Consider the following 24,768-nt stretch of genomic DNA (forward strand, 5'->3'; position numbering starts at 1 on the left):
GCCCGATGGCTTTGCCGAAACCCCTACCCCTGGAAGAGGCGCAGCGGCGGCTCTGCGATCTCGCTTCGCCTTTGCCGGCTGAAAGCATCGATGCTTCGGAAGCTGTCGGTCGGGTCCTGGCGGAAGACCTGGTCGCCCGCAGGACCCAGCCCAGCGCCGATCTTTCCGCCATGGATGGCTACGCCCTGCAGGAGAACGACCTGCTTGGCCCGTGGCGCGTCGTGGGCGAGAGCGCGGCGGGACATCCCTACGAGGGCGCGATCGCCAAGGGCGAGGCTGCGCGGATTTCCACCGGGGCGATGATGCCGCTAAGTACAGGCGCCATCCTGCTGCAGGAGAACGCGACACGCGATGGCGAGCACTTGCGGCTGAATGGTGAAGGCGAAGCCACCCCACGCCATATCCGTCGAGCCGGTTTCGATTTCGCGGCGGGCGATGTTCTCCTGCCCGCGGGGACGCGGATCGGGCCGGCACAGCTGGCACTTGCCATCTCCGGCGGCCATTCGCGCCTGTCCGCGCATCGTTTGCCGAGCCTGGCTGTTCTCGACAGCGGAGACGAGTTGAGCGCGGATCCGGCGAATTGTGCGCCGCACCAGATTCCCGCCAGCAACGGTCCCGCAATCGCCGCCCTTGCCCGGCCATGGGTTTCGCGCCTGCGCCGCATCGGTCCGGTTCGCGACACCATGGCCGACATGCTCGATGGCCTCGAACGCGCCTCGGTCGCCGATGTAATCGTCACAAGCGGCGGCGCCTCGGTCGGCGATCACGATCTCGTGCGCCCGGCGCTCGAGAAATGGGGTGCGCAAATCGATTTCTGGCGTGTGGCGATCAAGCCGGGCAAGCCGCTGATGGTCGCCCGGAAAGACGAGAAGGTCGTGCTCGGACTGCCTGGAAACCCGGTATCGAGCTTCGTCACGGCCTATCTTTTCCTTCTCCCGCTGCTCCGCACCATGGCGGGCGCAGCCACTGCCCTGCCCGATGCCGTCTACTTGCGTAGCACGTCCCCGCTCCCCGCCGGGAGTTCGCGAACCGAATTTCTTCGTGGCCGGATTGTCGATGGTGGGGTGGCGGCAATCGAGGAACAGGATAGCAGCGCACTGCGCGCACTTGCCGCCGCCGATGTCCTGATCCGCCGCGATATCGATGCACCCGCTGTTGAGCCGGGAGAACTGGTGCCGACCTATCGCATCCAAAATGGCGGTATCGCTTGACTTGAGCGAATCTGTTTCTTAATTGTTCCTTATTCGTTCCCAAGGGTGGAACATTGATGAGGGGCCTGCCCATGTTGACTGCCAAGCAACACGAATTGCTGCTGTTCATACACCGCCGCCTGGAAGACAGCGGCATTTCTCCCAGTTTCGAGGAAATGAAGGAAGCGCTCGATCTGAAGAGCAAGTCGGGTGTCCACCGCCTGATCTCCGCTCTGGAAGAACGCGGTTTCATTCGCCGGTTGCCCAACCGGGCGCGAGCCCTGGAAGTGGTCAAGATGCCGGAGAACGTGGGTGCGAAGGCCCCGGATCCCGTGGCAAAGGCCACCACTCCCCCGGCTGCAAAGCCCGAACCCGCCAACGACGTGATCGAAATTCCGCTGCACGGCCGCATCGCGGCGGGCATGCCGATCGAGGCGCTGGAGGATCACCAGACCCTGCCCGTTCCGGCCGCCCTGCTCGGTGCGGGCGAGCACTATGCGCTTGAAGTTTCCGGCGATTCGATGATCGAGGCGGGAATATTCGATGGCGACTTCGCGCTCGTGAAGAAGGCCGATACTGCGCGCGACGGCGATATCGTGGTGGCGCTGGTCAACGACGAGGAAGCGACGCTCAAGTATCTCTACCACGACGGCGGCAAGATCCGGCTCGATCCCGCCAATTCCACCCACACCGCGCAGGTTTACGAAGATCGGCAGGTCAAGGTGCAAGGCAAGCTCGCGGGCTTGCTGCGGCGCTACCACTGAGGCGCTGTCAGAGCGAGCAAGAGGCGGCATCCTTCGAGGGTGCCGCCTTTTTCGTGCGCACCTAGCTGCCCGCCAGACCGCGCCACCAGCCATGCTCGCCCTGCGTATCGGAAACGCTGCGCAGTTCGGGGGTCTCATCGAGGACGATCGCGAGGCCGCCGGTGTTTGCCAGCATTCGTCCATCGGCCTTCAGCCAGCGCGGAGTGCACGTGCGTGGCAGCCACCGGTCGGATATGACGATGTCGGCCCGCTCGCATGCCGCCGCGAGTGCGCGTTCGCCCACGATATTCCTGCTCCGGCTCATCAGGATGTCCCAGCTTCGGCCCTCGCGCTCCAGCGTGACGACGCAGAAATCGGCGCTGCACCGGGCTCCGCTCCACGCCGCCAGCGGCACCGGCTCACCCTCCACCCCTGCCAGTTCCATCAGGTTCTCGCGCGTGTAGTCGCTGCGCGTATCTCGCAGGACGAGCAGCCGGTCGTCCTCACCTGTAATTCCGACATGGCGACCGTCGCTCGAAACGAGCAGATCGGGGATCGGAGTCGTTGCAAGCACGAGGCTGGCGATTGCCGCAGGCACGAAACCCAGCAGCCGCGCTCGCCCGCGCCATAGCGCCAGCCACAGGCCGCCCGCGACGAAGAGGGCGAACGCCAATGTGCTCACCTGCGGGATCAGCTTTACCGCGCCAGGCTGGCTGGAGGTGAAGTGTGCGATACCCAGCAACAGGTCGAGCGACTGACCCACCAGCCACCACGCCGGGGCACCTGCCCCGACAATGTCCAGAACGAGCGCCAGGGCGATCAGCGGCATCGAGATGAAGGTGACAAGAGGGATAGCGATCACGTTCGCAAGCGCTCCGTAAACGCCTGCGCGGTGGAAGTGAAACAGCACGATAGGCATCAGGGCGATCTCGATCACCAGACCCGTTACCAGCAGCATGAGGGCCCTGCGGCCCAGCCAGGCCGCGCGGCCTTCCTCTCGCGCGGCGAGAAAGCGTTTCACCGGCTCTGCGTTGTGCAAGGCGACGATGGCGATGACGGCGGCAAAGCTCATCTGGAAGCTGGGCCCGACAAGGCTTTCCGGCCACAGCAGCATCACGGTGATGGCTGCCACCGCGACCATGCGCAGCGACAAGGGTTCTCGCCCCAGCGCCAGCGCGCCCAGCACCAGCAGCGCGGCGATGCAGCTGCGCACCGTGGGCACCTGTGCCCCGGTCAGCAGCGTATAGCCAATGCCCGATAGTGCGGCGATCCCCGCCGCTGCGACGGGCAGGCGCATGCGCAGGACCAGCCAGGGCCACAGCGCCAGAAGCCTCACGGCAATGAGATATGTGCCGGCGATCACCGCGCTCACGTGCAAACCGCTGATCGAAAGCAGGTGCGTGAGGCCCGCATCGCGCATGGCGTCCTCGTCCGCCTCGCTGATCGCGCCCCTGTCTCCGCTGGCGAAGGCGGCGGCGATGGAGCCTGCCGATCCGTCCAGTTGCTGGCGAACATGCCCCGACAGCTGCCTCTGCAGGGAGGCGATCACGTCGCCGCTCTCCGTCGCGGGTTCGATCACGCGAACGTCGCCCTGAACGCTCCCCGTGGCAGCGAAACCCTCGAACCACGCCGTGCGGGCAAAATCGTATCCGCCCGGTAACATTGGAGAGGCCGGCGGCATCAGTCGCGCCTGCAGTTCTACAAGGGCCCCCTCGCCCAGCGCGTCCCTGTCCGCGTCGAGCGGCACGTTCACGCGGATTTTCACGGGCTCGCCGCTTTCGGGATGCCGCGATGCGAGTACCAGGCGAATCCGCTCCTGCGCCGGTTGCTCGATCCGCTCCAGGATACGGCCCTCGAAAGTATCGTGGACAGGTCTTTCGAACGCTTCGGCACCGACGATTTCGGACCTGCTCCATGCCAGGCCCGTGCCGAAAGCCAGCAACAGGCCGCTTGCCACCAGCGCCCCGATCAGGTGCGTGCGATCCTCCCGCCCTTTCCAGGCCGCAACGGCACCCAGGGCGACCAGCAGTCCTGCAGCCATGGCTGTTATCCATCCGGCGGGGCCGTTCAGCACGAACCAGGCTGCGATGCCCGCGGCCAGCACCACGGCCATCCAGGGACCGCGATCGAAGCCCGAAGAAGCAAGGAAACCCTCGGCGCCATCTGCTATGCTGGACAAACCACGCAGCTTTCGCCAAGGCGTGTGCTGCGGCGCAGCATTGCCCGGTTCGTCCCCCAGCGGCACCAGCGGCATATGCTTCGAAGCCATGGAAATACAGGACAGGAAACAGACAGTTATGGCAAGCTCGATTGGCAATGGTACGGCGCAGCGTCCGGTGGTGACGCGCTTCGCACCCAGCCCAACCGGCTTCCTGCACATCGGCAATGCCCGCACCGGCCTGTTCTCCTGGCTCTACGCCCGTCATCACGGCGGCACGGCGCTGTTGCGAATAGAAGATACGGACAAGAAGCGCTCCACCCAGGAAGCCATCGACGTGATCCTGGAGGGCCTCGACTGGCTCGGCCTCGAGTTTGACGGCGATACCGTTTATCAAAGCCAGCGGGCAGAGCGGCACGCCGAAGTGGCGAAGAAGCTGCTGGACGCGGGCCACGCCTACAAGTGCTACGCCACGCCCGAAGAACTGGCCGAAATGCGCGAGCAGCAGAAGGCGGCGAAGCAGCCGCTGCGCTACGATGGTCGCTGGCGCGACCGCGATCCGGCAGACGCACCCGAAGGCGCGCCCTTCACCATCCGCATCAAGACGCCCGAGGGCGGCGAGACGGTGATCGAGGACGCGGTTCAGGGTCGCGTGAAGGTCGACAACCGCGAGATCGACGATTTCATCCTGCTGCGCGCCGATGGCAGCCCGACCTACATGCTCGCCGTGGTCGTCGACGACATGGACATGGGCTGCACCCACATCATCCGCGGCGACGATCACCTGAACAACGCTTTCCGCCAGATCCAGGTGATCCGTGCGATGCAGGGCGTGGAAGATGGCTGGGACGAACCCACCTACGCCCACGTTCCGCTTATCCACGGCAACGACGGGGCCAAATTGTCGAAGCGCCACGGCGCGCTCGGCGTTCGCGATTATCGCGACATGGGCATCCTGCCCGAAACCCTGTTCAACTACCTTCTCCGCCTTGGCTGGGGCCACGGCGACCAGGAGGAGTTCAGCCGCGAAGAAGCCATCGCACTCTTCGATATCGATGCCGTCGGCAAGGGGCCGAGCCGCTTCGACATGAAGAAGCTGCTGAACATGAACGGCAACTACATCCGCAAGGCTGACGACGCGCGCCTCGCAAGTCTTGTCGCGCCGCTGATTGGCCCTCAGGCGGACGAGAAGCTGCTGGCCCGGGCCATGCCAGAGCTGAAGACCCGCGCCCGCGACCTGAACGAGCTGGCCGACGGCGCCGCCTTCCTTTTCAAGCAGCGCCCCCTGGAACTCACCGAAAAGGCCGAGAGTTTGCTCGATGACGAGGCACGCATGCGGCTTGCGGCCATTGCAGATCGGTTGCGGGAAGAGACCCACTGGACAATCGAGGCGCTGGAGGCCAATTTGAAAGCCTATGCGGAGGAGCTGGACCTTGGTCTCGGCAAACTCGCGCAGCCGCTTCGCGCGGCGCTGACGGGGCAAACCACTTCCCCCGGAATTTTCGACGTGCTGGTCCTTCTCGGCAGGGAAGAGAGCCTTGCGCGGATAGACGCTCAGGCACGCGGTTGAGGTTTCGCCTCAATTGCTGCTTACAAACATTTGAAGGAGAACAGCTTTGGCTGACAAGCAGGCGGATCTGAAGGTTGGTGGTGAGACCTACGACTTCCCCACTCTCGAGGGTAGCTGCGGACCCGATGTCATCGACATCCGCAAACTCTACGGAGAGACGGGCCGGTTTACCTTCGATCCAGGTTACAAGTCGACGGCGTCGTGCGAGAGCGCGCTGACCTTCATCGACGGCCAGGAAGGCGTCCTGCTCCATCGCGGCTATCCCATCGGGCAGTTGGCGGAGAACTCCAGCTTCATGGAAGTCGCCTACCTGCTGCTGAACGGCGAACTGCCCAGTCAGGACGAGTACGCCGACTTCACCAAGACGATCACCTACCACACCATGCTGCACGACCAGATGCGGCAGTTCTACCAGGGCTTCCGCCGCGATGCGCACCCGATGGCGATCATGTGCGGCGTGGTCGGCGCGCTGTCGGCGTTCTATCACGACAGCACCGACATTTCCGATCCCGAGCACCGCAAGATCAGCTCGCACCGCCTGATCGCGAAGATGCCGACGATTGCGGCGATGGCCTACAAGTACGCCATTGGTCAGCCTTTCATGCAGCCGCTCAACTCGCTGAGCTACACCGGCAACTTCCTGCGCATGACATTCGGCGTGCCGGCGGAAGAGTATGAGATCGTGCCGGAAGTGGAGAAGGCGCTCGATCGCATTTTCATCCTTCACGCCGATCACGAACAGAACGCCTCGACCAGCACGGTTCGCCTGGCCGGTTCGTCCGGTGCGAACCCGTTCGCCTGTATCTCTGCGGGCATCGCCTGCCTGTGGGGCCCGGCGCACGGCGGCGCGAACGAAGCCGCGCTCAACATGCTGCGCGAGATCGGCACGCCCGATCGCATCCCGCACTACATCGAACGCGCCAAGGACAAGAACGACCCGTTCCGCCTGATGGGCTTCGGGCACCGCGTCTACAAGAACTACGATCCCCGCGCGACGGTTATGCAGAAGACCGTGCGCGAGGTTTTCGATGCCCTGCAGGTAAAGGATCCCGTGTTCGAAACGGCTCTGCAGCTGGAAGAGATCGCTCTCAACGATCCCTATTTCCAGGAAAAGAAGCTGTTCCCGAACGTCGATTTCTATTCGGGCATCATCCTTTCCGCCATCGGCTTCCCGACCACGATGTTCACCGCCCTGTTCGCGCTTGCGCGCACGGTCGGCTGGGTGGCGCAGTGGAACGAGATGATTTCCGATCCCGGCCAGGTGATCGGCCGTCCGCGCCAGCTCTACACGGGGCCGACGCAGCGCGACTACGTGCCGCTCAGCGACCGCTGATACACGCCGTACTCGACGGCACCCGGTCGAATGATCGGGTGCCGTTCGCGGCCGCCGATGTTAGCGAGGCACCTTCCGGCGCTCTTCGAAGCTCGGAAGCTCCAGCGTGAAGCGGGCACCCTGCCCCTTGGCGCTTTCCACCGTCAGCGAACCGCCCATGGCGTCTGCAAGACGGCGCGAGATGTAGAGGCCGAGCCCGGAGCCGCCGTCGCCACTGCGACCAAGCCGCTCGAACTTGGCGAACATCTTTTCCTGCTCCTGCTCGCTCAGACCTTCGCCCTGATCGGCGACGGTAATGCGTGCACGATCCTCGTCGTGCTCCGTACGGATCCAGATCTGACCGCCTTCGGGTGAGTAGCGGATGGCGTTGCCGACAAGGTTGAGCAGCACCTGCAGAACGCGCCGGAATTCGCCGATCGCCGGCACGCTGTCGGCAGACTTCGGCGCATCCAGCGAAATGCCGCGCTCTCTTGCGCGAACGCCAAGGATACCCACCGCACGCTTTGCCACATCGGCCAGGTCAATCCTGTCGGGCGCGGTTTCGAATTCCTCGTCCTCCACCATTTCCAGCGTCGTCAGGTCGTCGATCAGCGCCAGCAGGTGCTCGCCTGCCGAGGCGATGTCGGCGGCATAATTGCTGTATTCGTCCGCAAGTGGGCCGGCCAATTGGGTGCGGATTGTTTCCGCATTGGCGATGATCCGGCTGACGGGCTGGCGCAGCACGGGCGCAATGTCGCGGCCGATGCCGTTTGTCCTGTTTCCGTCTTCTTCCGCCCTTGGCGACTGCTCGGGAACGGCCTGCTGCGGCACGAGATACAGTTCGAAACCAGCACTACCCGGTTGCGGCTTTCCCAGCGGCACGAGATGAACCATCCAGCGCCGCGACGATCCTTCGATATCGACAGAGGCACCGTCCAGCAGACGCCAGTGCATGGTCTGGTGTTGTCGGCCGGTGGAGGGAACGACGAACTGTGTCCAGATCTCGCCCGTGCCGTCGCGCATCTTCGCGGCCAGATCGGCCAGGTCGTCGGCCGTGCTCTCGACCGCGAGCAATTCCTGCGCCGGGCCAAGCCGCGCGCTGAGCCCCGCGACGTGGCGGACGAGCGCGATTCTCTCCTGCGAGACCTGTGCATTCGATCCGGGCCGCAGGGGTTCGGCCTGCCAGTCTGCGATCGCGATGGATACGCCGGTACCCTCCGGCTTCACTTCCACCCAAGCGGTTACGCGCTCGCTTTCGTCCTGTGCGCGGATAACGCGCGCCAGACGAAGCCCGTAGACACGAGACTTTCGCACCATCTCGATCAGCGCCGGCGTCACCAGTGCGCCCGGTACTTCGCCTCCCGACCGAAGGTGGAACCCGGCAAGCGGCTCTTCGGCTTCGATCAGCCTGTCCCGCTCGTCAGTGCGCGCTCGCGCGATTATGGGCGAAGGGGCCACCATGACCTCAATGCGCCCCGCCGGGATTGGCGTTGGTCAGGAGCGCCGCTGCCCGATCGGGATCCAGAGCGGCAAGACCCGCGGGCAGAACGATTTCGGGGTGCAGGTAGACGAACTGCTCCTCCACGTCGGTCTGTTCAAGACCGGCGGCACGCAGGGATATGGCGAGGCGGGCGGACTGGTTCTCTCCCAGCGAGAGCACCACGACGTCACGCTCCTGTTCCGAGGACATGGCGAGCGCCGTCGCAAAGATCGACAACCCGGAATGCTCTACGGCAAGGGCGCGCTTCGCATCCTTGCCCATGCCCATCACGAGACGCGTGATCAGCCCGATGCGGCATTCGCCTTCGTCATACTCGCTGCGCAAGCGGTCGCACACCGCCTTAGCTTCCGCGCGATGGTCGACCATGACGGTCTTCAAGGTCTTCGTCGCGGCGTGAAACAGCTCTGCGGGAAGTTCGGCAAGCGGACATTCCATCCGCCGCTGGTGCTGCATGAAGCGCGCCTGTGCCGCCACCACCCGCATCGCGGCGGCCGCCACCGACTGATCGTCGGACGCCGCCAGCTCCTGCGCCAGCGGGGATAGCACCGGGTCGATTCCGGCACGCCCATGCATGCGGTCGGCCATCTGGGCCTCAATCGAGAGCGCATGGGAGTGACCGAGGAACACGGTGTCTTCGAGCAGAGCCGTGGCGAGCAGGTCCTGGTGCCTGTTCACGAACACGCCCTGATCGCCCTCATCGAGTTCCGCGGCCAGAGCGAAGAGCATTTGCCGGGCGAGGTGCACCATCATGCCGCGAATGCGGGCGATGACCTCGTCGCTGAAAAGGCTGTGATCGTCATTGGCGAGCAGATGACGCAGGATCGGGCGCGCGGTAGACAGGATTACGTCACCCTGCGCCAGTTCACCGCGCAGCATGTCCTCCACGGACTCGGCAGAAGGCCCGGCATTGGTGATCTCGCTCATGCTCAAAGCCCCTAGCGCATCTTGGTTAAACCCGCGTTAGCTGCGCGGTACCGCGATATTGGCGGCAAGCACGAGCAAGCCTGCCAGCATCAGCGCGATCTCCGGCGTCGCAACAGCTGCCACGACGGCGACGAAAATGGCAATCAGCATCCTGTCGCGCAGCGGCTCCAGCCACGCCGGCAGGTTCCGCCTGTCGAGCAGCAGCAGGGACGATGCCAGCACCAGCGGCGGATAGATACTGCGATAGAGCAGGCTGTCGATTGCCATGATGCCGAGCGCGAGCAGGGCCGCATCCGCCACCCATCGGATCCAGGGAAGCCGCTTGATCCGCCCGAACGGCGCGACTGCCAGGCGGGACAGGGCCAGAAAGGCTTCCAGCACCGGAACGCCGAGAGCGACAAGCGCGAAACCAAGGATCGGTCGTTCGTAGAAGCCCAATGCAACGCCGATCCCCATGAGGAGACCTGCGACAGCAAGAAGAGCGGTGCGGGCGCGTGCCGTGTCGCCGATCCTGGTACCCAGGCCAATGACCGCGGCCCGGCCCAGCCACCGGGAGACACGACCCTCCGACACATCGCCCAGGTGCAGCCGCTGCCAGTCGACGGCCCTCTTCCGGGCCGCCTCGTGCGAGGAAACGATGTACCAGCGGCCCTCGTCCAGCACCTTGTCTGCAAGGCGAGCCTCGGGAAGGCGATGCTGCAGGGCGATGCGAAGGAGAGCAGCATGCGGAGCGGCATCGTCCGGCAGGCTGGCCAGATCCGCAAGCCATTGACCGGGAAGGGAAAGAACCCCTGCCCATGCGCGGTCCAGATCGATGCGTTCGAACCCGGCGTTGGCGCCCGGCCCTGCCGACACGACCAGCACCCTGTCCCCCTCGGCGCGCAGCAGGTCCAGCGCGCTGCGCGATTCGGGCAGGAGGCCGGGCTGCAGCACCAGCAGGCTGTCGTCGTCCGCGATAATTCCCGAAAGGGCATGGCTGGACGAAACGATCTGGAACTTCATGCCCGCCCCCTCGGCGGCATGGCGCAGGTCGATGGCTTCCGGCCTGGCGCCGTTGCCGTGGGCGATCACCTTCTCGCATCCGGCCTCTCGCGCAAAGAGAAGCTGCCGCTGCGCAATCGTCTTGCCAGCGATCTTCGGCATGTCGCCCTCGCCTGCCTGGGGAAGGCTTATCAGGGCTGCGCGCACGGGGACCACTCTTTCACGAACATGCAGGCTAGCTAGGGCCGCCCGGCGGCGCTGCCAAGTCGCGTGACAAGCGAAACGGGCAGGTTGCCGCGCGGTTGAGCCGCGTCGTGGGTTTTAACCATTTCCCATACTCCATTGCCCTTTACCCTGTGTTAAGGACGACTCATGACCCGCAGGCGAAACTTTGTGCCGGAGCAGTACGATACTGCCCAGGATTCCCACGACGAGACCGTCGCCCGTGGCGACGCGAACGAAACCTACGAGACTTCCGAAGAGGAAATCTACGAAGAACACTACTGGGAAGAAGAGCCCGCCAGCGAACAGGTTCGCCCGCGCGCGACCTGGCTGGCCCCGGTCCTCACGATCGCGGCTGCCCTGGGCTGGAGCGTATTCTTCGTATGGGTGAACCACCAGGCCATGCTGGCCGGTGCCGCGCCCGCCCAGTGGATCGAATGGGTCGTGCAGTGGGCAGTGCCTCTCATCCTGCTCACCGGATTGTATCTTGTCGCGATGCGCAACAGCCGCCGCGAGGCCAACCGCTTCACCGATGCCGCGCGCATGCTGGCGCAGGAGACCGCCCAGCTCGAAAGCCGGCTGCTGGTGGTCAATCGCGAGCTGGCGCTGGCGCGCGACTTCATCGAATCGCAGTCTCGCGACCTGGAGAGCCTGGGCCGCGTGGCGGTGGACCGGATCGCCACCCATGCGGATCGCCTGCAGGATCTCATCCGCGACAACAGCGCGCAGGTGGAGAGCATCGGGCGGGTCAGCGAAACGGCGGTGGGCAACCTGGAATCGCTGCGCGACCAGTTGCCCGTTCTCACCAACGCGGCGCGGGACATGAACAACCAGATGGGCGGTGCGGGCCAATCCGCCCAGACCCAGGTGGATGCCCTGGTCGCCGCCTTCGAGCGCCTGAACCGTTTCGGCGAGGCAGGCGAGAAGCACGTCGAGCAGATCGGCGGGAAGGTGGACGCGACCCTTGCCGCCTTCGAACGGCAGATCGTCGCGATGGGTGATCTCGCCGGCCAGCGCTTCGATCGCCTGCGTGCCACCAGCGAAGAGTTCCGCCGGGAACTGGATACGTCGGAAGAGCGCGTATTCGACGCCATCGCCTCGCGCTCCGAAGCCCTGGCCCGCCAGCTGCACGACGATGCCGAAGCCATGCACGAACGCGAGGCCGCCGCGGGCGCCGCCATGCGCGAGCGCCTTGTCGCCTTGCGGGTGGAAGGCGAAAGGCTGGTCGCCGCCATGGACGGTGGCCAGGCCGAAGCGGCCAAGAGGTGGTCCGAAGCCATCACCAGGCTCGAAGATCGCATGAAGGAAGTGCTCGAAGGCGTCATCAAGCTGGACGAATCCGCGATGACGAACGCCCGGATGCGCCTGCTGGCGCTGAACGAGGAGGCGTCGAAAGTCGACGAGCGTCTGGCGGACAGCATGGCTTCGTTCGAGGAAGACTTTGCCCGTCGTCGCCAGGCCAACAGCGCGAGCCAGGATGAGGCGCTCGCCCAGCTGGAAGATCGCATCGCCCAGTTCGATGCGCGCATCGCCGAACGGCAGGAGGAGCACCTCGCCCATATCGCCGGGCTGGCCGAACGCGGTGAGGCGCTGGCGAGCAGGCTCTCGAATCTCGACAGGGAGATGCAGAAGCTTGGTAGCCAGGCCGACGATACCGGCGGGAAGGTGCTCGACGCCACCGATGCCCTTGCCGAGCGGCTTTCGCAATCGCGCTCGGTGCTGGATGAAAGCGGAGAGTTCATCAGCCGCCTGACAGACGACAGCGTGCGCCTGCTGGAAATCATCCGCTCCAGCGCGGATCATTCCGAAGGTGCGCTTTCCGATGCGGTTTCCGGCGCAGAACAGCGGCTTTCCGCATTCGGATCGAAGGCCCGGGAACTGCACGGTATCATCGAAGAGATCGAATCGCGCAGCAGCCGCGTGGCCGAGCAACTGGACAACACCCGCGAAACCGGGGGCGTGTCGATCGAGCAGCTCAAATCCATCGAAGAACAACTGGCCGCCGTGGCAACCGAGACCGACAAGGTTGCCCAGCGCACCTCGACCGAGCTGCGCGAGGCCATCGACATGCTGACGGCCGCATCCGCGACGGTGCTGGAAAACCTGCGCGGCGAGCAGGCCAGGGGCGTCACCGATCTGGCGCAGGACATTGCAGAGGCAAGCCGTCAGAAACTGGCCGATGCCCTGCGCCGCCATGCGACGGAAGCCATCGGCGAACTTGAAGAGGCCACGACGCGCGCGGACGCGGCCGGTCGCGATACGGCTGAACGGCTGCGCGACCAGCTGGAGCGCGTCAACGAACTGGCCGGAAACCTGGAGCAGCGCGTGGAATACGCGCGCGAGCGGGCCGAGGAGCAGGTCGACAACGATTTCGCCAGGCGCATGGCGCTCATCACCGAGGCACTCAATTCCAGCGCCATCGATATTGCCAAGGCCTTCGACAACGACATCGGCGATACGCAGTGGGCCCAGTACCTCCGCGGCGACCGGGGTATCTTCACGCGCCGTGCCGTGCGCCTGCTCAACAAGCAGGAGGAACGGCAGATCAGCGGCGTCTATTCAGACGATGCCGAGTTCCGCGACGTGGTGAACCGCTACATCCACGATTTCGAGGCCATGCTGCGGGGCATCCTGGCCACGCGCGATGGCAATGCCATGGCCGTTACCCTGCTTTCCAGCGACATGGGCAAGCTCTACGTCGCCCTCGCCCAGGCAATCGACCGCCTGCGCGACTAGGCTAGGCCCCGCCCTCCGGCGGCGGGGACAACCTGCCGATGAGGTCGATGTCGGCGATCGTGATCCACCCCTGCGTGTAGTTTGCCACGAACAGTGCCGTCAGCGCCGCGGAGAGCACAGTTGCGCGCAGGGCGACCCGGCCCGGGCGGAAATTCACCGGAGCACTCTCCGCCTGGCCCGGCACCTTCTCCACTCCCGCCTCGTCCGGCGTCTTGACGCCAAACGGCAGCAGCAGGAAAGCGCTCATCACCCAAAAAAGCGCGTAGATGGCCACGATGGAAGTGATCTTCATGATGGTTCGCCCGCCTAATCGCCCGCGATGATCACGCGCGTTTGCGGTTTCTTGCCGGACCATCGCTGTGCCGCCCGGCGCGCAGCAAGGCGAGCGGCCTCCATTATTTCCTCGCGATCCTGCCCGCGGCGGCCTTTCAGCTTGCCGAGCGCCGCCAGCACGTCGCTTTCCGCCTCCTCGACGAAAGCATCGTAATCCTCGTCCAGGGGAAGCCCGATCCCGTCGACGCGCACGCCGCCTTCCTGGTCGAGCACCACGACGAGCAGGCCGTCGCGCGACAGGCGTCGACGCATGGTAACAGCATCGCCATCTGCCGGCACGATGATATCGCCGTCCAGCACCAGGCGCCCGGTACGGACTTCAGCGATCTTGCCCGGTGCGCCGGGCGCGAGGCGCACGATGTCGCCGTTCTTCTGGAAGACCGCGTGGGCGATGCCCGAGGCCCGGCCGAGCCGCGCCTGTTCCTGCATGTGACGGATTTCGCCGTGCACGGGCACGAGAATGTCGGGACGCAGCCAACCGTAAAGCGCCTCCAGTTCCGGACGGCCCGGGTGGCCCGAGACGTGGATCTCGCTCTGCCTGTCGGTCACCATCACGATCCCGCGTTCGGCCAGCATGTTCTGCACCCGGCCGATGGCAATGTCGTTGCCGGGAATGACCCTGCTGGAGAACAGGATGACGTCGCCCTCGTCCAGCGCCAGCGGATGATTGTCCTCGGCAATGCGGGAAAGCGCCGCGCGGGGCTCTCCCTGCCCGCCTGTGGCGATGATCATCACCTCGCCGCGCGGAAGGCCCATGGCGGTATCGAAGTCCACCGTGTCGGGAAAATCGTCGAGATAGCCGTTGGCGCTGCCGACTTCGATCATGCGATCCAGTGAACGACCCGCGACGCAAAGCTGCCGTCCGGTACGCTCCGCCACCGCGCCAAGGGTCTTCAACCGGGCGACATTAGAAGCAAAGGTGGTGACGAGCACCCGCTTGCCGGTGTGCTTCTGAACTTCCTCCAGCAGACCGGCATAGACCGCTCCCTCGCTGCCCGAGGGGACAGGATTGAAGACGTTCGTGGAATCGCAGACCAGCGCGAGCACGCCCTCGTCACCGATCTCCGTCAGCTCCTCCTCGGTCGCAGGGGTGCCGATCTGCGGATCGTCGTCCAGCTTCCAGTCGCCGGTGTGGAACACGCGGCCATGCGGCGTATCGATCAGCAACGCGTTGCCTTCTGCGATCGAGTGGGCCAGCGGGATGTAGGTGACGGTGAAGGGCCCGAGAGCGATCTCGCCGTGATCCTCCTCGATCACGTGCAGTTCCACCTCGCGGGTAAGGCCCGCCTCGTCCAGCTTGCGCGTGATGAGATCGGCGGTGAACGGCGTGGCATAGAGAGGCACGCCGAGGTCGGCGGCGAAATAGGGGATCGCGCCGATATGGTCCTCGTGCGCGTGGGTCAGCACGATGCCCAGCAGGTCTCTGGCACGTTCCTCGATGAACTCGGGATCAGCGAACATCAGTTCGGTGCCGGGATACTCGTTGGAACCGAAGCTCATGCCAAGGTCCACCATCAGCCACTTGCCCTGACAGCCGTAGAGATTGACGTTCATGCCGATTTCGCCCGAGCCGCCGAGGGCCAGGAACAGCAATTCGTCTTGAGGGGTGTAATCTTTCTTCATTTCGCTCCAGCGCGGTGGGCCAGGATCTGCAGGCCACGGATGGTAAGGTCGGCGTCGATGTGATCGAAGATGTCGGTCTTTTCGTTGAAAAGGATGGCAAGTCCGCCGGTTGCGACGACCTTCACCGGGCGACCGATCTGCGCCTTCATGCGCTCAATCAACCCTTCCATCATCGCCACGTAGCCCCAGAATACGCCGATCAGCATCTGGTCCTCGGTATTGCGCCCGATGACATTGGCGGTCTCGGGCGCAGCGATGGCGATGCGAGGCAGCTTCGCCGTATTGCCCACCAGCGCATCGAGCGAGAGGTTGATGCCCGGCGCGATGATGCCGCCCTTGTAGGCGCCGTTGAAATCCACCGCCTCGAACTTGGTCGCCGTACCGAAGTCGACGACGATCATGTCCCCACCGACCAGGTGGTGAGCCGCAATGCAGTTGAGCGCGCGATCCGCGCCCAGCGTGTGCGGCTGCTCCACGTCGATCTCGAAGTCCCAGGCGGCCTCGCCCTCGCCCGCGAAAAGCGGGCGGATACCGAAATACTTGCTGGCGAGCACTTCGAGGTTGTGATTGGCGCGCGGCACGACGGAGCCGAAGATGATCTGCGTTACGTCCTTCCGCTCGAACCCCTCAATGGCGAACAGCTGAAGCAACCAGGTCGCGTATTCGTCGGCGGTGCGCCGACCGTCTGTTGCGATACGCCAGCGGGCGCGCAAGGCACCCTCCCCCGGCCCGGAATCGTCGTCGAACAGGGCGAAGACGACATTGGTATTGCCGACATCGACGGCGAGCAGCATCAATTTTCCTCCAGCATTACATCGCCAGCGTGCACCACATGTGAGGTGCCATCGGCCATCCGCAAGCGTAGCGCGCCGTCTTCCAGCAGGCCATCGAATTGCCCGGAAAGGCGATTTCCTTGGCCATCGTGCACGCTCAGAGGCGTGCCCACGGGATGGGCGGCGGCTTTCCAGCGGTTGACGATGGGTTCGGCGCCGAATTCCCGCCACCGCTGTACTTCGATGGTCATCTGCCTTGCCAGTGCCTGGGCGAAGGCATCGCGCGTGGGAGCCGGGCCCATGTCGGACAGGGAGCGGACCGCGCGGTCCATGATCGCGGGCGCGGCGCAAAGGTTCACGCCGATGCCGATCACTGCATGGCCGCGCTCGCATTCCAGCAGCAGGCCGCAGAACTTCGCGCCACCGAGGAGGACGTCGTTGGGCCATTTCAGCATCAGTGCGGACGGATCGGGAAGTCCGGGCAGAACAGTCTCGTAAACCGCCAGCGATGCCACGAAGCTGAGCGTCGCTGGCGCGGGATCTGCCGGGTTCAGGCGAACGACGGTGGACCCCATGAAGTTGCCCGGTGCATCGATCCAGCTGCGTCCCTGTCGCCCGCGCCCCGCGCTCTGGCGGTCGGCCACCAGCCAGTAATCTTCAGGTACGCGATCTCCGGCGGCGAGCCGGGCCACGAGATCGGCATTGGTGCTGCCGGTTTCGGAAATGAACTCGATCTGGGGCGACAAGTCAGAATGCGACGGCCAGCGACGCCGCCGCCATGTCCGCAAGGTTGCCCAGCCAAGGCGCGATGAGATAGCCGAGCGGCGAGATCAGCACCGTGCAGATGGTGAGCAGGACCCAGTGGGGCACATCGCTGGCACCGGTCACCTTGTTGGCCGGCTCATCGAAGAACATCACCTTGACGATCTTGATGTAGTAGAATGCGCCGATCACGGAGGCCGCGATACCGATGGCGGCCAGCGCGACGAGATCCGCCTCCACCGCGGCGCGGAACACCACGAACTTGCCCCAGAAACCGAACAGCGGCGGAATGCCTGCGAGGCTGAACATCAGCGCCATCAGGCACCACGCCAGCGCCGGGCGCGTGGTGGAAAGGCCGGCAAGGTCGGAAACGCCCTCCACCGGGTTGCCTTCCGCATCGCGCATGAGAAGCACGGCAACGAAGCTGCCGACGGTCATCACGACGTAGATGGCGAGGTACACCATCATGGCGCTCGCCCCGCCCAGGGTCCCGGCTGCAAGGCCGATGAGGATGAAGCCGACATTGTTGATCGAGGAATAGGCGAGCAGTCGCTTCACGTTCTGCTGGCCGATCGCGCCGAGCGCGCCGATCACGATGGAAAGCAGCGCGGCAAAGATGACGATCTGGCGCCAGGCATCGGCCTGGGTGCCGAACGCCTCCAGCGAGACGCGCGCCAGCAGGGCAACGGCGGCAACCTTGGGAGCGCTGGCGAAGAACGTGGTGACGGGCGTCGGCGCGCCCTCGTAGACGTCCGGCGTCCACATGTGGAACGGCGCAGCGCTGATCTTGAAGGCCAGGCCTGCCAGCACGAAGGTCAGGCCGAACAGCTGGCCGGTGGAAAGCCCGTCCGACACGGCAACCGCGATCCCGGTGAAGTTCGTCGTCCCGGCAAAACCGTAGGTCAGGCTCATGCCGAACAGCAGGATGCCCGATGCGAGCGCGCCAAGAACGAAGTACTTGAGGCCCGCTTCCGCGCTGCGCTCGTCGTCTCGCAGGATCGAGGCGAGCACGTAGGCTGACAGCGAATTGAGCTCGAGCCCGATGTAGAGCGTGATCAGGTCGGCAGCCGACACCATGATGCTCATTCCCAACGCGGCAAACAGCACCAGCACGGGGAATTCGGCGCGCATGGCGTCGAGGCGTTCGAAGAAGCGCGGCGCGATCACCAGTACGGCGCCGCTGGCGGCGAAGATCATCAGCTTGGCGAGGCCGGCAAAGGCATCGGCGCGGAACTGGCCGCCGAAGGCGACGGTATCCGGACCGGCGGCGCCGCCGCATACGGCAGGCGCGACCAGGGCGAAGGCTCCGCCCAGCGCAATGGCCGCGGCGATGGAAATGACGCGCGCGCCCTTGTCACCGCCCCAGGCGGCCAGCAGCAGCAGGATCAGGCCCGACAGCGACAGGACGATTTCGGGCGCGATCAGCGCAAGAGAGGTCGAATAGTCCATCAGTGCGCCTCCCCTTCGCCGAGATCCTCGGCAGGCGGAGCACCCTCCCCGATCGCAAGCTGCGCATCGCCGGCGGGCGCGGCCGTGGCAAGGCGAGTGTCGAGGATTTCGATGTCGGCACGCATGGGAGCAAGGAAGCTTTCAGGATAGACGCCCATCCACAGCACCGCGGCGGCGATGGGGCCAAGCAGCAGGTATTCGCGCATGGAAAGGTCGGGCATGGCGGCGGCGTCGGCGTTCTTCTGGATGCCGAATACGACGCGGCGATAGAGGTAGAGCATGTAGGCCGCACCCAGGATGATACCGGTGGTGCAGACGAAGGCGACCCAGCTGTTGACCTGGTAGATGCCAGCCAGCGCCAGGAATTCACCCACGAAGTTGCTGGTGCCCGGCAGGCCGACGCTGGCCATGGTGAACAGCATGAACAGCGCCGCATAGGCGGGCATGTTGATGGCAAGGCCGCCGTAGCGGTCGATCTCGCGGGTGTGCAGGCGATCGTAGATCACGCCCACGCACAGGAACAGCGCGCCCGACACCAGGCCGTGGCCCAGCATGATCATCATCGCGCCTTCCAGGCCCTGCACGTTGAAGGCGAACAGGCCCACGGTCACGATGGCCATGTGCGCGACGGACGAATAGGCGATCAGCTTCTTCATGTCCGCCTGCACCAGCGCGATCAAGCTGGTGAGCACGACGGCCACCATGGAAAGGCCCCACACGAGCCAACCGAATTCGGCGCTGGCATCGGGGAACATCGGCAGGCTGAATCGAATGAAGCCATAGCCGCCCAGCTTCAGCAGCACGCCCGCCAGGATCACCGATCCGGCCGTGGGCGCCTGCACGTGCGCGTCGGGCAGCCAGGTATGCACCGGCCACATCGGCATCTTCACCGCGAAACTGGCGAAGAAGGCCAGCCACAGCCATGTCTGCGCGTCGACCGGGAAATCGTATTCCTGCAGGTAGGGAATGTAGGTCGTGCCCGCCTGGTTCACCATCCACAGCATGGCGATCAGCATCAGCACCGATCCCAGCAGGGTGTAGAGAAAGAACTTGTAGGCGGCGTAGATGCGATTCTGCCCGCCCCACACGCCGATGATGAGGTACATCGGGATCAGGCCGGCTTCGAAGAAGATGTAGAACAAGAAGATGTCCTGCGCGGCGAACACGCCGATCATCAGCACTTCCATCAGCAGGAAGGCCGCCATGTACTCGCCCACGCGGGTGGTGATGGCTTCCCAGCTGGCGCCGATGCAGATCGGCATCAGGAACACGCTGAGCATGATCAGCATCAGGGCGATGCCGTCTATGCCGAGGGCATAGGCGAAGCCGTCGAACACCTCGTGGTATTCGCGGAACTGCCACTGCGCTCCGCCGATATCGAAATTGGCCCACAGCACCACGCCCAGCGCCAGGTTGGCGAGCGTCGCCACCAGCGCCACCATGCGCGCGCTTTTCGCGCCCAGGAAAAGACAGGCGATGGCACCGACAAGCGGCACCGCCAGCATGACGGAAAGGATCGGGAAACCGCCCATCAGAACAATACCCAGGTGATGGCGGCGACAAGGCCTAGCAGCATGATCAGCGCATAACTCGTGAGATAACCGGACTGGACTTTCTTCGCGTAGCCGCTGCCCTGCGACACGACCCACGCGATGCCGTCAGGCCCGAAGCGGTCGATCGTGCCCTCGTCGCCCTTCTTCCAGAAGACACGTCCCAGCCAGAACGCGGGCTTCACGAAGATGAGGTTGTAGAGCTCGTCGAAATACCACTTGTTGAAGACGAAATTGTAGATCGGCCCCAGCTGCTCCGCCACCTGGCCCGGCAGGTCGGTGCGGCGGATGTAGGCGAGCCAGGCGAAGAACAGACCGATCAGCATCACGATGAGCGCGGTGTACTTCACCCACTTCGGCACCTCGTGCATCGCGTGCATCAGTTCCGCGTTGTAGGCGATCGAACCGTTCCAGAAGCTGGCGCTGTCGAGGAAGGACCCGGCGAAGAACTGGCCAGCGAAAATGGCCCCCAGCGAGAGCACGCCGAGCGGGACCAGCATGGTCCACGGGCTTTCGTGCGGGTGATAGCCGCCGGTGCCGTCTGCGTGAGAGGGATCGGGGACCGCGTGCGCCACGTCGTGACCCGAATCTTCCTGCGCGGCGGGGTTGTGCTCGTCCGGCTCGTCATGCCCGTGGTGAACGGCGTGCTGGATATGCTCGCTCTCGATCCAGCGGGGCTTGCCCCAGAAGGTGAGGAACATCAGGCGCCAGCTGTAGAAGCTGGTGAGCAGCGCAGCAAAGGCACCGACCCAGAACGCCCCGGTGCCGTTTCCGCCGGCGGCGTAGGAGACCTCGAGGATCGCGTCCTTCGACCAGAAACCGGCGAAGCCGACATGCAGGTCGTAGATGCCGAGCCCGGTGATCGCCAGCGTGCCAAACATCATCGCCCAGAAGGTGATGGGAATCTTTTTCCGCAGGCCGCCGTAATAGCGCATGTCCTGCTCGTGGTGCATCGCGTGGATCACGCTGCCCGCGCCCAGGAACAGCAGCGCCTTGAAGAAGGCGTGCGTGAACAGGTGGAACATGGCCGCGCCGTATGCGCCGACGCCCGCGGCGAAGAACATGTAGCCCAGCTGCGAGCAGGTCGAATAGGCGATCACGCGCTTGATGTCCCACTGCGTGGTGCCGATGGTCGCGGCGAACAGGCAGGTGGCGGCGCCGATCACGGTGACGACGGCCAGAGCCGCAGGAGCCGCTTCGAACATCGGCGACAAGCGGCAGACCATGAACACGCCCGCGGTCACCATGGTTGCGGCGTGGATCAGGGCGGAAACCGGGGTCGGGCCTTCCATGGCATCGGGCAGCCAGGTGTGCAGGCCCAGCTGCGCGCTCTTGCCCATGGCGCCCACGAACAGCAGCAGGCACAGGATCGTCATCGTATCCCAGCGCGCACCCATGAAGGTGATGGTGCTGCCCTGCATGGCCGGGGCGGCATCGAGGATGGCGGGGATGCTGGTGGTCTGGAACACCAGGAAGGTGCCGAAGATGCCCAGCATGAAGCCGAGGTCGCCCACGCGGTTGACCACGAAGGCCTTGATCGCGGCGGCATTGGCGCTGGGCTTCTTGTACCAGAAACCGATCAGCAGGTAGCTGGCGAGGCCCACGCCTTCCCACCCGAAGAACATCTGCACCAGGTTATCCGCCGTCACCAGCATCAGCATGGCGAAGGTGAACAGGCTGAGGTAGGCGAAGAACCGGCTCTGGTCCGGATCCTCTTCCATGTACCCCCAGCTGTAGAGGTGCACGAGCGCGGATACGGTGGTGATCACCACCAGCATGACTGCCGTCAGCGTATCGACGCGCAGGGCCCAGTCGAACGTCATCGCGCCCGACTGTACCCACGTGAGGACGGGGGTGACGCTCGCCTCTCCCGTGCCCGCGATGAACGACATGAAGATCGGCCAGCTCAGGCCGCAGGCGAGGAACAGGGCCGCGGTGGTCAGCACCTTGGCCGCGGTGTGGCCGATCAGGCGACCGCCCAGCCCGGCGATGATCGCGGCCAGCAGCGGCGCGAAGACGATGATGAGGATGGAGTTCAAGAGACTATCCCTTCATCCGGTTGACGTCGTCCACCGCGATGGTGCCACGATTGCGGAAATAGATGACGAGGATGGCAAGGCCGATGGCCGCTTCCGCCGCCGCCACGGTCAGCACGAACATGGCGAAGACCTGCCCGGTCAGATCGCCGAGATAGGCGCTGAAGGCGACCAGGTTCAGGTTCACCGACAGCAGGATCAGCTCGATCGCCATCAGGATGACGATGATGTTCTTGCGGTTCATGAAGATGCCCAGAACGCCCAGCACGAACAGGATCGAGCTGACGATGACGTAGTGCTCTATGCCGATCATAGCTCGATCCCCTTGCCGATCTCGGGAGAGACGTTGCGCGTCGCGTCCTTCGGGCGACGCGAGACCTGCTTGCTGATGTTCTGGTGCCCGCGCGGATTGGCGGAGGCGCGGTGGGTCAGCACGATGGCGCCCACCATGGCCACCAGCAGGATGATGCCGGCGGTTTCGAACAGGAACAGATAGTTGCCGTAAAGCAGCGCGCCGATGCTCTCGATGTTGCTCTCGCCCACCAGCGGGGCGGCGCTGCCGTCGGGCGTGCCGAGCTCCAGCGCGCCGGCGCGGTAGGCGCCGATGCCAAGCACCAGCTCAGCCAGCAGTACCACGGCGATGGCCACGCCCAGCGGAGCGTTCTTCATGAAGCCCGCGCGCATTTCGGCGAAGTCGATGTTGAGCATCATCACCACGAACAGGAACAGCACGGCGACCGCGCCCACGTAGACCACCACCAGCAGCATCGCGAGGAATTCCGCCCCCACGATCACCATCAGCCCCGCCGCGTTGAAGAAGGCGAGGATCAGCCACAGCACGGAGTGCACGGGGTTGCGCGCGAATATGGTGAACGCCCCGGAGGCGATCATCAGCGCGGCAAAGAGATAGAATGCGAAGACGGTCAAAATGAACCCCTGGAAATCAACGCGCGGCGAGTCTTGCGGCGCGCTTAACGGTAGGGCGCGTCGGCTTCAAGGCTCGCGGCAATCGCACGCTCCCACTTGTCCCCGTTCGCCAGCAGCTTGGCCTTGTCGTAGAGCAGTTCCTCACGCGTTTCGGTCGCGTATTCGAAGTTCGGCCCCTCCACCACGGCATCCACCGGGCAGGCTTCCTGGCAGAAGCCGCAGTAGATGCACTTGGTCATGTCGATGTCGTAGCGCGTGGTGCGGCGGCTGCCGTCCGAACGCGGCTCGCTCTCGATGGTGATCGCCTGCGCCGGGCACACGGCCTCGCACAGCTTGCAGGCGATGCAGCGTTCTTCCCCGTTGGGATAGCGGCGCAGCGCGTGCTCGCCCCGGAAACGCGGGGAAAGCGGGTTCTTCTCGAACGGGTAGTTGATCGTGACCTTGGGCTTGAAGAAGTACTTCAGCGTGAGGGCATGCGCCTTCAGGAATTCCCACAGGGTGAACGATTTTACGAGTTGAGCGACGGTCATGCGACGTCCTTGGAAATTGAATATTCGGCCCCGATCACCTGGCCGGTTGAAACGTTGACAGCCCGGTCTTCGCCAAGCCGTTCCCCACCATGCCAATCCACGCGCCTCAGGCCCTCGACGGAATAAGAGATCAGAATGGAAATGCCGCTGGTGCGGTCGCTCGAGGAAGGAGGCGTAAGACTGGCGAGATACTGGTATTCGTGTTCGTCCTCACGGGGTTCGATGGCATGCATGTCGTAGAAGTCGAAGCCGTTCGGCAGCGGGATGCCGCGCACACCGTCTTCCGCCACGACCAGATCGAGATCGACCTGCTTCCAGTCGTCATCCTGCGACCTCGTATCGCGATCGTCCGACCCCAGGCGCTGGAAGCCGGTGCAATGCAGACCGAACATGGGGGATGCGGACATCGCGTTCACCCTCCATACCTCGTAAGCATCAGCCAGCCCGAAATCGCGACGACGAACAGCAGGCTCATCGGCAGGAACACCTTCCAGCCAAGGCGCATGAGCTGGTCGTAGCGATAGCGCGGCACGGTCGCCATCACCCAGCTGAACATGAAGAAGAAGAAGAACGTCTTGGCGAAGAACCAGATGATGCCCGGGACGTAATACAGCGGTGCCCAGTCCACCGGCGGCAGCCAGCCACCGAAGAACAGCAGCGTGTTCAAGGCGCACATCAGCAGGATGTTGGCATATTCGCCCAGCCAGAACAGCGCGAAGGCCATGCTGGAATATTCGGTCTGGTACCCGGCGACCAGCTCGCTTTCCGCCTCGGTCAGGTCGAAGGGAACGCGCTGCGTCTCCGCCAGGCTGGAGATGAAGAACACCACCCACATCGGGAACAGCAGCAGGTTGAAGTAATAGCCGTTGATAAAGCCCAGCCCGTGCCCGCGCTGCGCCTCCACAATGGCCGAGAGGTTGAAGGTGCCCGCGTAGAGCACCACGCACACCAGGATGAAGCCGATCGAGACTTCATAGGAAATCATCTGGGCCGCGGCGCGCATCGCGCTGAAGAACGGGTACTTCGAGTTCGACGCCCAGCCCGCCATCGTCACGCCGTAAACCGACAGCGACGAGATCGCGAGGATGTAGAGCAGGCCGACATTGATGTCCGCCAGCACCCAGCCCGCATCGAACGGCACGACCGCCCAGGCCAGCAGGGCCACGGTAAAGGTGATGATCGGCGCGAGGATGAAAATGCCCTTGTTCGCCGCCGAGGGAATGATGGTTTCCTGCAGGAACACCTTCAAACCGTCCGCGAAACTTTGCAGGATCCCGAAGGGGCCGACCACGTTGGGTCCGCGACGAAGGTTGATCGAGGCCCAGATCTTGCGGTCGCAATAGATCACGATGGCCACGGCCAGCATCAGCGGGAAGGCGATCAGCAGCACGCCGATCAGCGAGCCGAGGAACAGCGCCCAGCTCTCCGCCATGCCCCAGGACATGAGA

General features: G+C 64.5%; 21 protein-coding genes. 5 read left to right on the forward strand and 16 right to left on the reverse strand.

The genetic code is table 11. The features are described from left to right. Positions 1-5: 5 nt before the first annotated feature. Positions 6-1,211 carry a molybdopterin molybdotransferase MoeA gene (locus tag AAA989_RS15305; RefSeq protein WP_338245068.1) on the forward strand — a complete coding sequence of 402 codons (1,206 nt, stop codon included), beginning with the start codon at positions 6-8 and terminating at the stop codon, positions 1,209-1,211. A gap of 71 nt (positions 1,212-1,282) precedes the next feature. Continuing rightward, complete coding sequence (gene lexA, locus AAA989_RS15310) at positions 1,283-1,954, forward strand: transcriptional repressor LexA (RefSeq protein WP_338245070.1); 672 nt, start codon at positions 1,283-1,285, stop codon at positions 1,952-1,954. Positions 1,955-2,015: 61 nt separating this feature from the next. Here lexA and AAA989_RS15315 read toward each other — a convergent pair whose 3' ends face one another. After that, complete coding sequence (locus AAA989_RS15315; RefSeq protein WP_338245072.1) at positions 2,016-4,202, reverse strand: ComEC/Rec2 family competence protein; 2,187 nt, start codon at positions 4,200-4,202, stop codon at positions 2,016-2,018. A gap of 28 nt (positions 4,203-4,230) precedes the next feature. Between AAA989_RS15315 and gltX the strand changes: the two genes are divergently transcribed. Together gltX and AAA989_RS15325 are read left to right on the forward strand one after the other, a co-directional pair. After that, positions 4,231-5,661: a glutamate--tRNA ligase gene (gene gltX, locus AAA989_RS15320; protein WP_338245074.1), complete on the forward strand. Its 1,431-nt coding sequence runs from the start codon at positions 4,231-4,233 to the stop codon at positions 5,659-5,661. Positions 5,662-5,707: 46 nt separating this feature from the next. Further along, positions 5,708-6,994, forward strand: a complete 1,287-nt coding sequence (locus tag AAA989_RS15325) for a citrate synthase (protein ID WP_338245076.1) — start codon at positions 5,708-5,710, stop codon at positions 6,992-6,994. A 60-nt stretch (positions 6,995-7,054) separates the two neighbouring features. Here the strand turns inward: AAA989_RS15325 and AAA989_RS15330 are convergent, their stop codons facing one another. The 3 genes from AAA989_RS15330 to AAA989_RS15340 are packed head-to-tail and all read right to left on the reverse strand — an operon-like array spanning position 7,055 to position 10,541. Beyond that, positions 7,055-8,434, reverse strand: a complete 1,380-nt coding sequence (locus tag AAA989_RS15330) for a sensor histidine kinase (RefSeq protein WP_338245078.1) — start codon at positions 8,432-8,434, stop codon at positions 7,055-7,057. A gap of 4 nt (positions 8,435-8,438) precedes the next feature. After that, complete coding sequence (locus AAA989_RS15335; protein ID WP_338245080.1) at positions 8,439-9,398, reverse strand: hypothetical protein; 960 nt, start codon at positions 9,396-9,398, stop codon at positions 8,439-8,441. 36 nt (positions 9,399-9,434) lie between these two features. Next, positions 9,435-10,541 carry a hypothetical protein gene (locus tag AAA989_RS15340; protein ID WP_338245082.1) on the reverse strand — a complete coding sequence of 369 codons (1,107 nt, stop codon included), beginning with the start codon at positions 10,539-10,541 and terminating at the stop codon, positions 9,435-9,437. A gap of 210 nt (positions 10,542-10,751) precedes the next feature. On the opposite strand from AAA989_RS15340, the gene AAA989_RS15345 reads away from it, so the two are divergent. Beyond that, the gene (locus AAA989_RS15345; protein WP_338245083.1) at positions 10,752-13,337 is read left to right on the forward strand and encodes an ATPase; all 2,586 of its coding nucleotides are present in this window, start codon (positions 10,752-10,754) and stop codon (positions 13,335-13,337) included. A gap of 1 nt (position 13,338) precedes the next feature. On the opposite strand, the gene AAA989_RS15350 is transcribed toward AAA989_RS15345, so the two are convergent. Genes AAA989_RS15350 through nuoH form a run of 12 tightly spaced genes read right to left on the reverse strand, consistent with a single transcriptional unit; the run spans position 13,339 to position 24,764 of the window. Then, a complete protein-coding gene (locus AAA989_RS15350) occupies positions 13,339-13,629 on the reverse strand; it encodes a DUF1467 family protein (RefSeq protein WP_338245085.1) in 291 nt (96 codons plus the stop codon). A 14-nt stretch (positions 13,630-13,643) separates the two neighbouring features. Beyond that, positions 13,644-15,293 carry a ribonuclease J gene (locus tag AAA989_RS15355; RefSeq protein WP_338245087.1) on the reverse strand — a complete coding sequence of 550 codons (1,650 nt, stop codon included), beginning with the start codon at positions 15,291-15,293 and terminating at the stop codon, positions 13,644-13,646. Next, the gene (locus AAA989_RS15360) at positions 15,290-16,087 is read right to left on the reverse strand and encodes a type III pantothenate kinase (protein WP_338245089.1); all 798 of its coding nucleotides are present in this window, start codon (positions 16,085-16,087) and stop codon (positions 15,290-15,292) included. The genes AAA989_RS15355 and AAA989_RS15360 overlap by 4 nt, the downstream gene beginning before the upstream one ends. Beyond that, positions 16,087-16,812 (reverse strand): biotin--[acetyl-CoA-carboxylase] ligase, encoded by a 726-nt coding sequence (locus AAA989_RS15365; RefSeq protein ID WP_338245091.1) that lies wholly within the window; start codon positions 16,810-16,812, stop codon positions 16,087-16,089. The genes AAA989_RS15360 and AAA989_RS15365 overlap by 1 nt, the downstream gene beginning before the upstream one ends. A 1-nt stretch (position 16,813) precedes the next feature. Then, positions 16,814-18,277, reverse strand: coding sequence for an NADH-quinone oxidoreductase subunit NuoN (gene nuoN / locus AAA989_RS15370; protein WP_338245093.1), 1,464 nt, complete (start codon positions 18,275-18,277; stop codon positions 16,814-16,816). Beyond that, positions 18,277-19,809, reverse strand: a complete 1,533-nt coding sequence (locus tag AAA989_RS15375) for an NADH-quinone oxidoreductase subunit M (protein WP_338245095.1) — start codon at positions 19,807-19,809, stop codon at positions 18,277-18,279. The genes nuoN and AAA989_RS15375 overlap by 1 nt, the downstream gene beginning before the upstream one ends. Next, positions 19,809-21,866 carry an NADH-quinone oxidoreductase subunit L gene (gene nuoL / locus AAA989_RS15380; RefSeq protein WP_338245096.1) on the reverse strand — a complete coding sequence of 686 codons (2,058 nt, stop codon included), beginning with the start codon at positions 21,864-21,866 and terminating at the stop codon, positions 19,809-19,811. The genes AAA989_RS15375 and nuoL overlap by 1 nt, the downstream gene beginning before the upstream one ends. Before the next feature lie 4 nt (positions 21,867-21,870). Further along, positions 21,871-22,176, reverse strand: a complete 306-nt coding sequence (gene nuoK, locus AAA989_RS15385; protein ID WP_338245098.1) for an NADH-quinone oxidoreductase subunit NuoK — start codon at positions 22,174-22,176, stop codon at positions 21,871-21,873. Next, positions 22,173-22,793 (reverse strand): NADH-quinone oxidoreductase subunit J, encoded by a 621-nt coding sequence (locus tag AAA989_RS15390; RefSeq protein WP_338245568.1) that lies wholly within the window; start codon positions 22,791-22,793, stop codon positions 22,173-22,175. Before AAA989_RS15390 ends, nuoK begins: the two co-directional genes overlap by 4 nt. Positions 22,794-22,834: 41 nt before the next feature. Beyond that, complete coding sequence (gene nuoI, locus AAA989_RS15395) at positions 22,835-23,320, reverse strand: NADH-quinone oxidoreductase subunit NuoI (protein ID WP_338245100.1); 486 nt, start codon at positions 23,318-23,320, stop codon at positions 22,835-22,837. Further along, the gene (locus AAA989_RS15400; protein ID WP_338245102.1) at positions 23,317-23,727 is read right to left on the reverse strand and encodes a hypothetical protein; all 411 of its coding nucleotides are present in this window, start codon (positions 23,725-23,727) and stop codon (positions 23,317-23,319) included. The genes nuoI and AAA989_RS15400 overlap by 4 nt, the downstream gene beginning before the upstream one ends. Positions 23,728-23,732: 5 nt before the next feature. Further along, complete coding sequence (nuoH, locus tag AAA989_RS15405) at positions 23,733-24,764, reverse strand: NADH-quinone oxidoreductase subunit NuoH (RefSeq protein WP_338245570.1); 1,032 nt, start codon at positions 24,762-24,764, stop codon at positions 23,733-23,735. Positions 24,765-24,768 lie beyond the last annotated feature (4 nt).

The sequence above is a fragment of the Aurantiacibacter hainanensis genome (genome assembly GCF_036321025.1).
Classification (GTDB): Bacteria; Pseudomonadota; Alphaproteobacteria; order Sphingomonadales; family Sphingomonadaceae; genus Alteraurantiacibacter; species Alteraurantiacibacter hainanensis.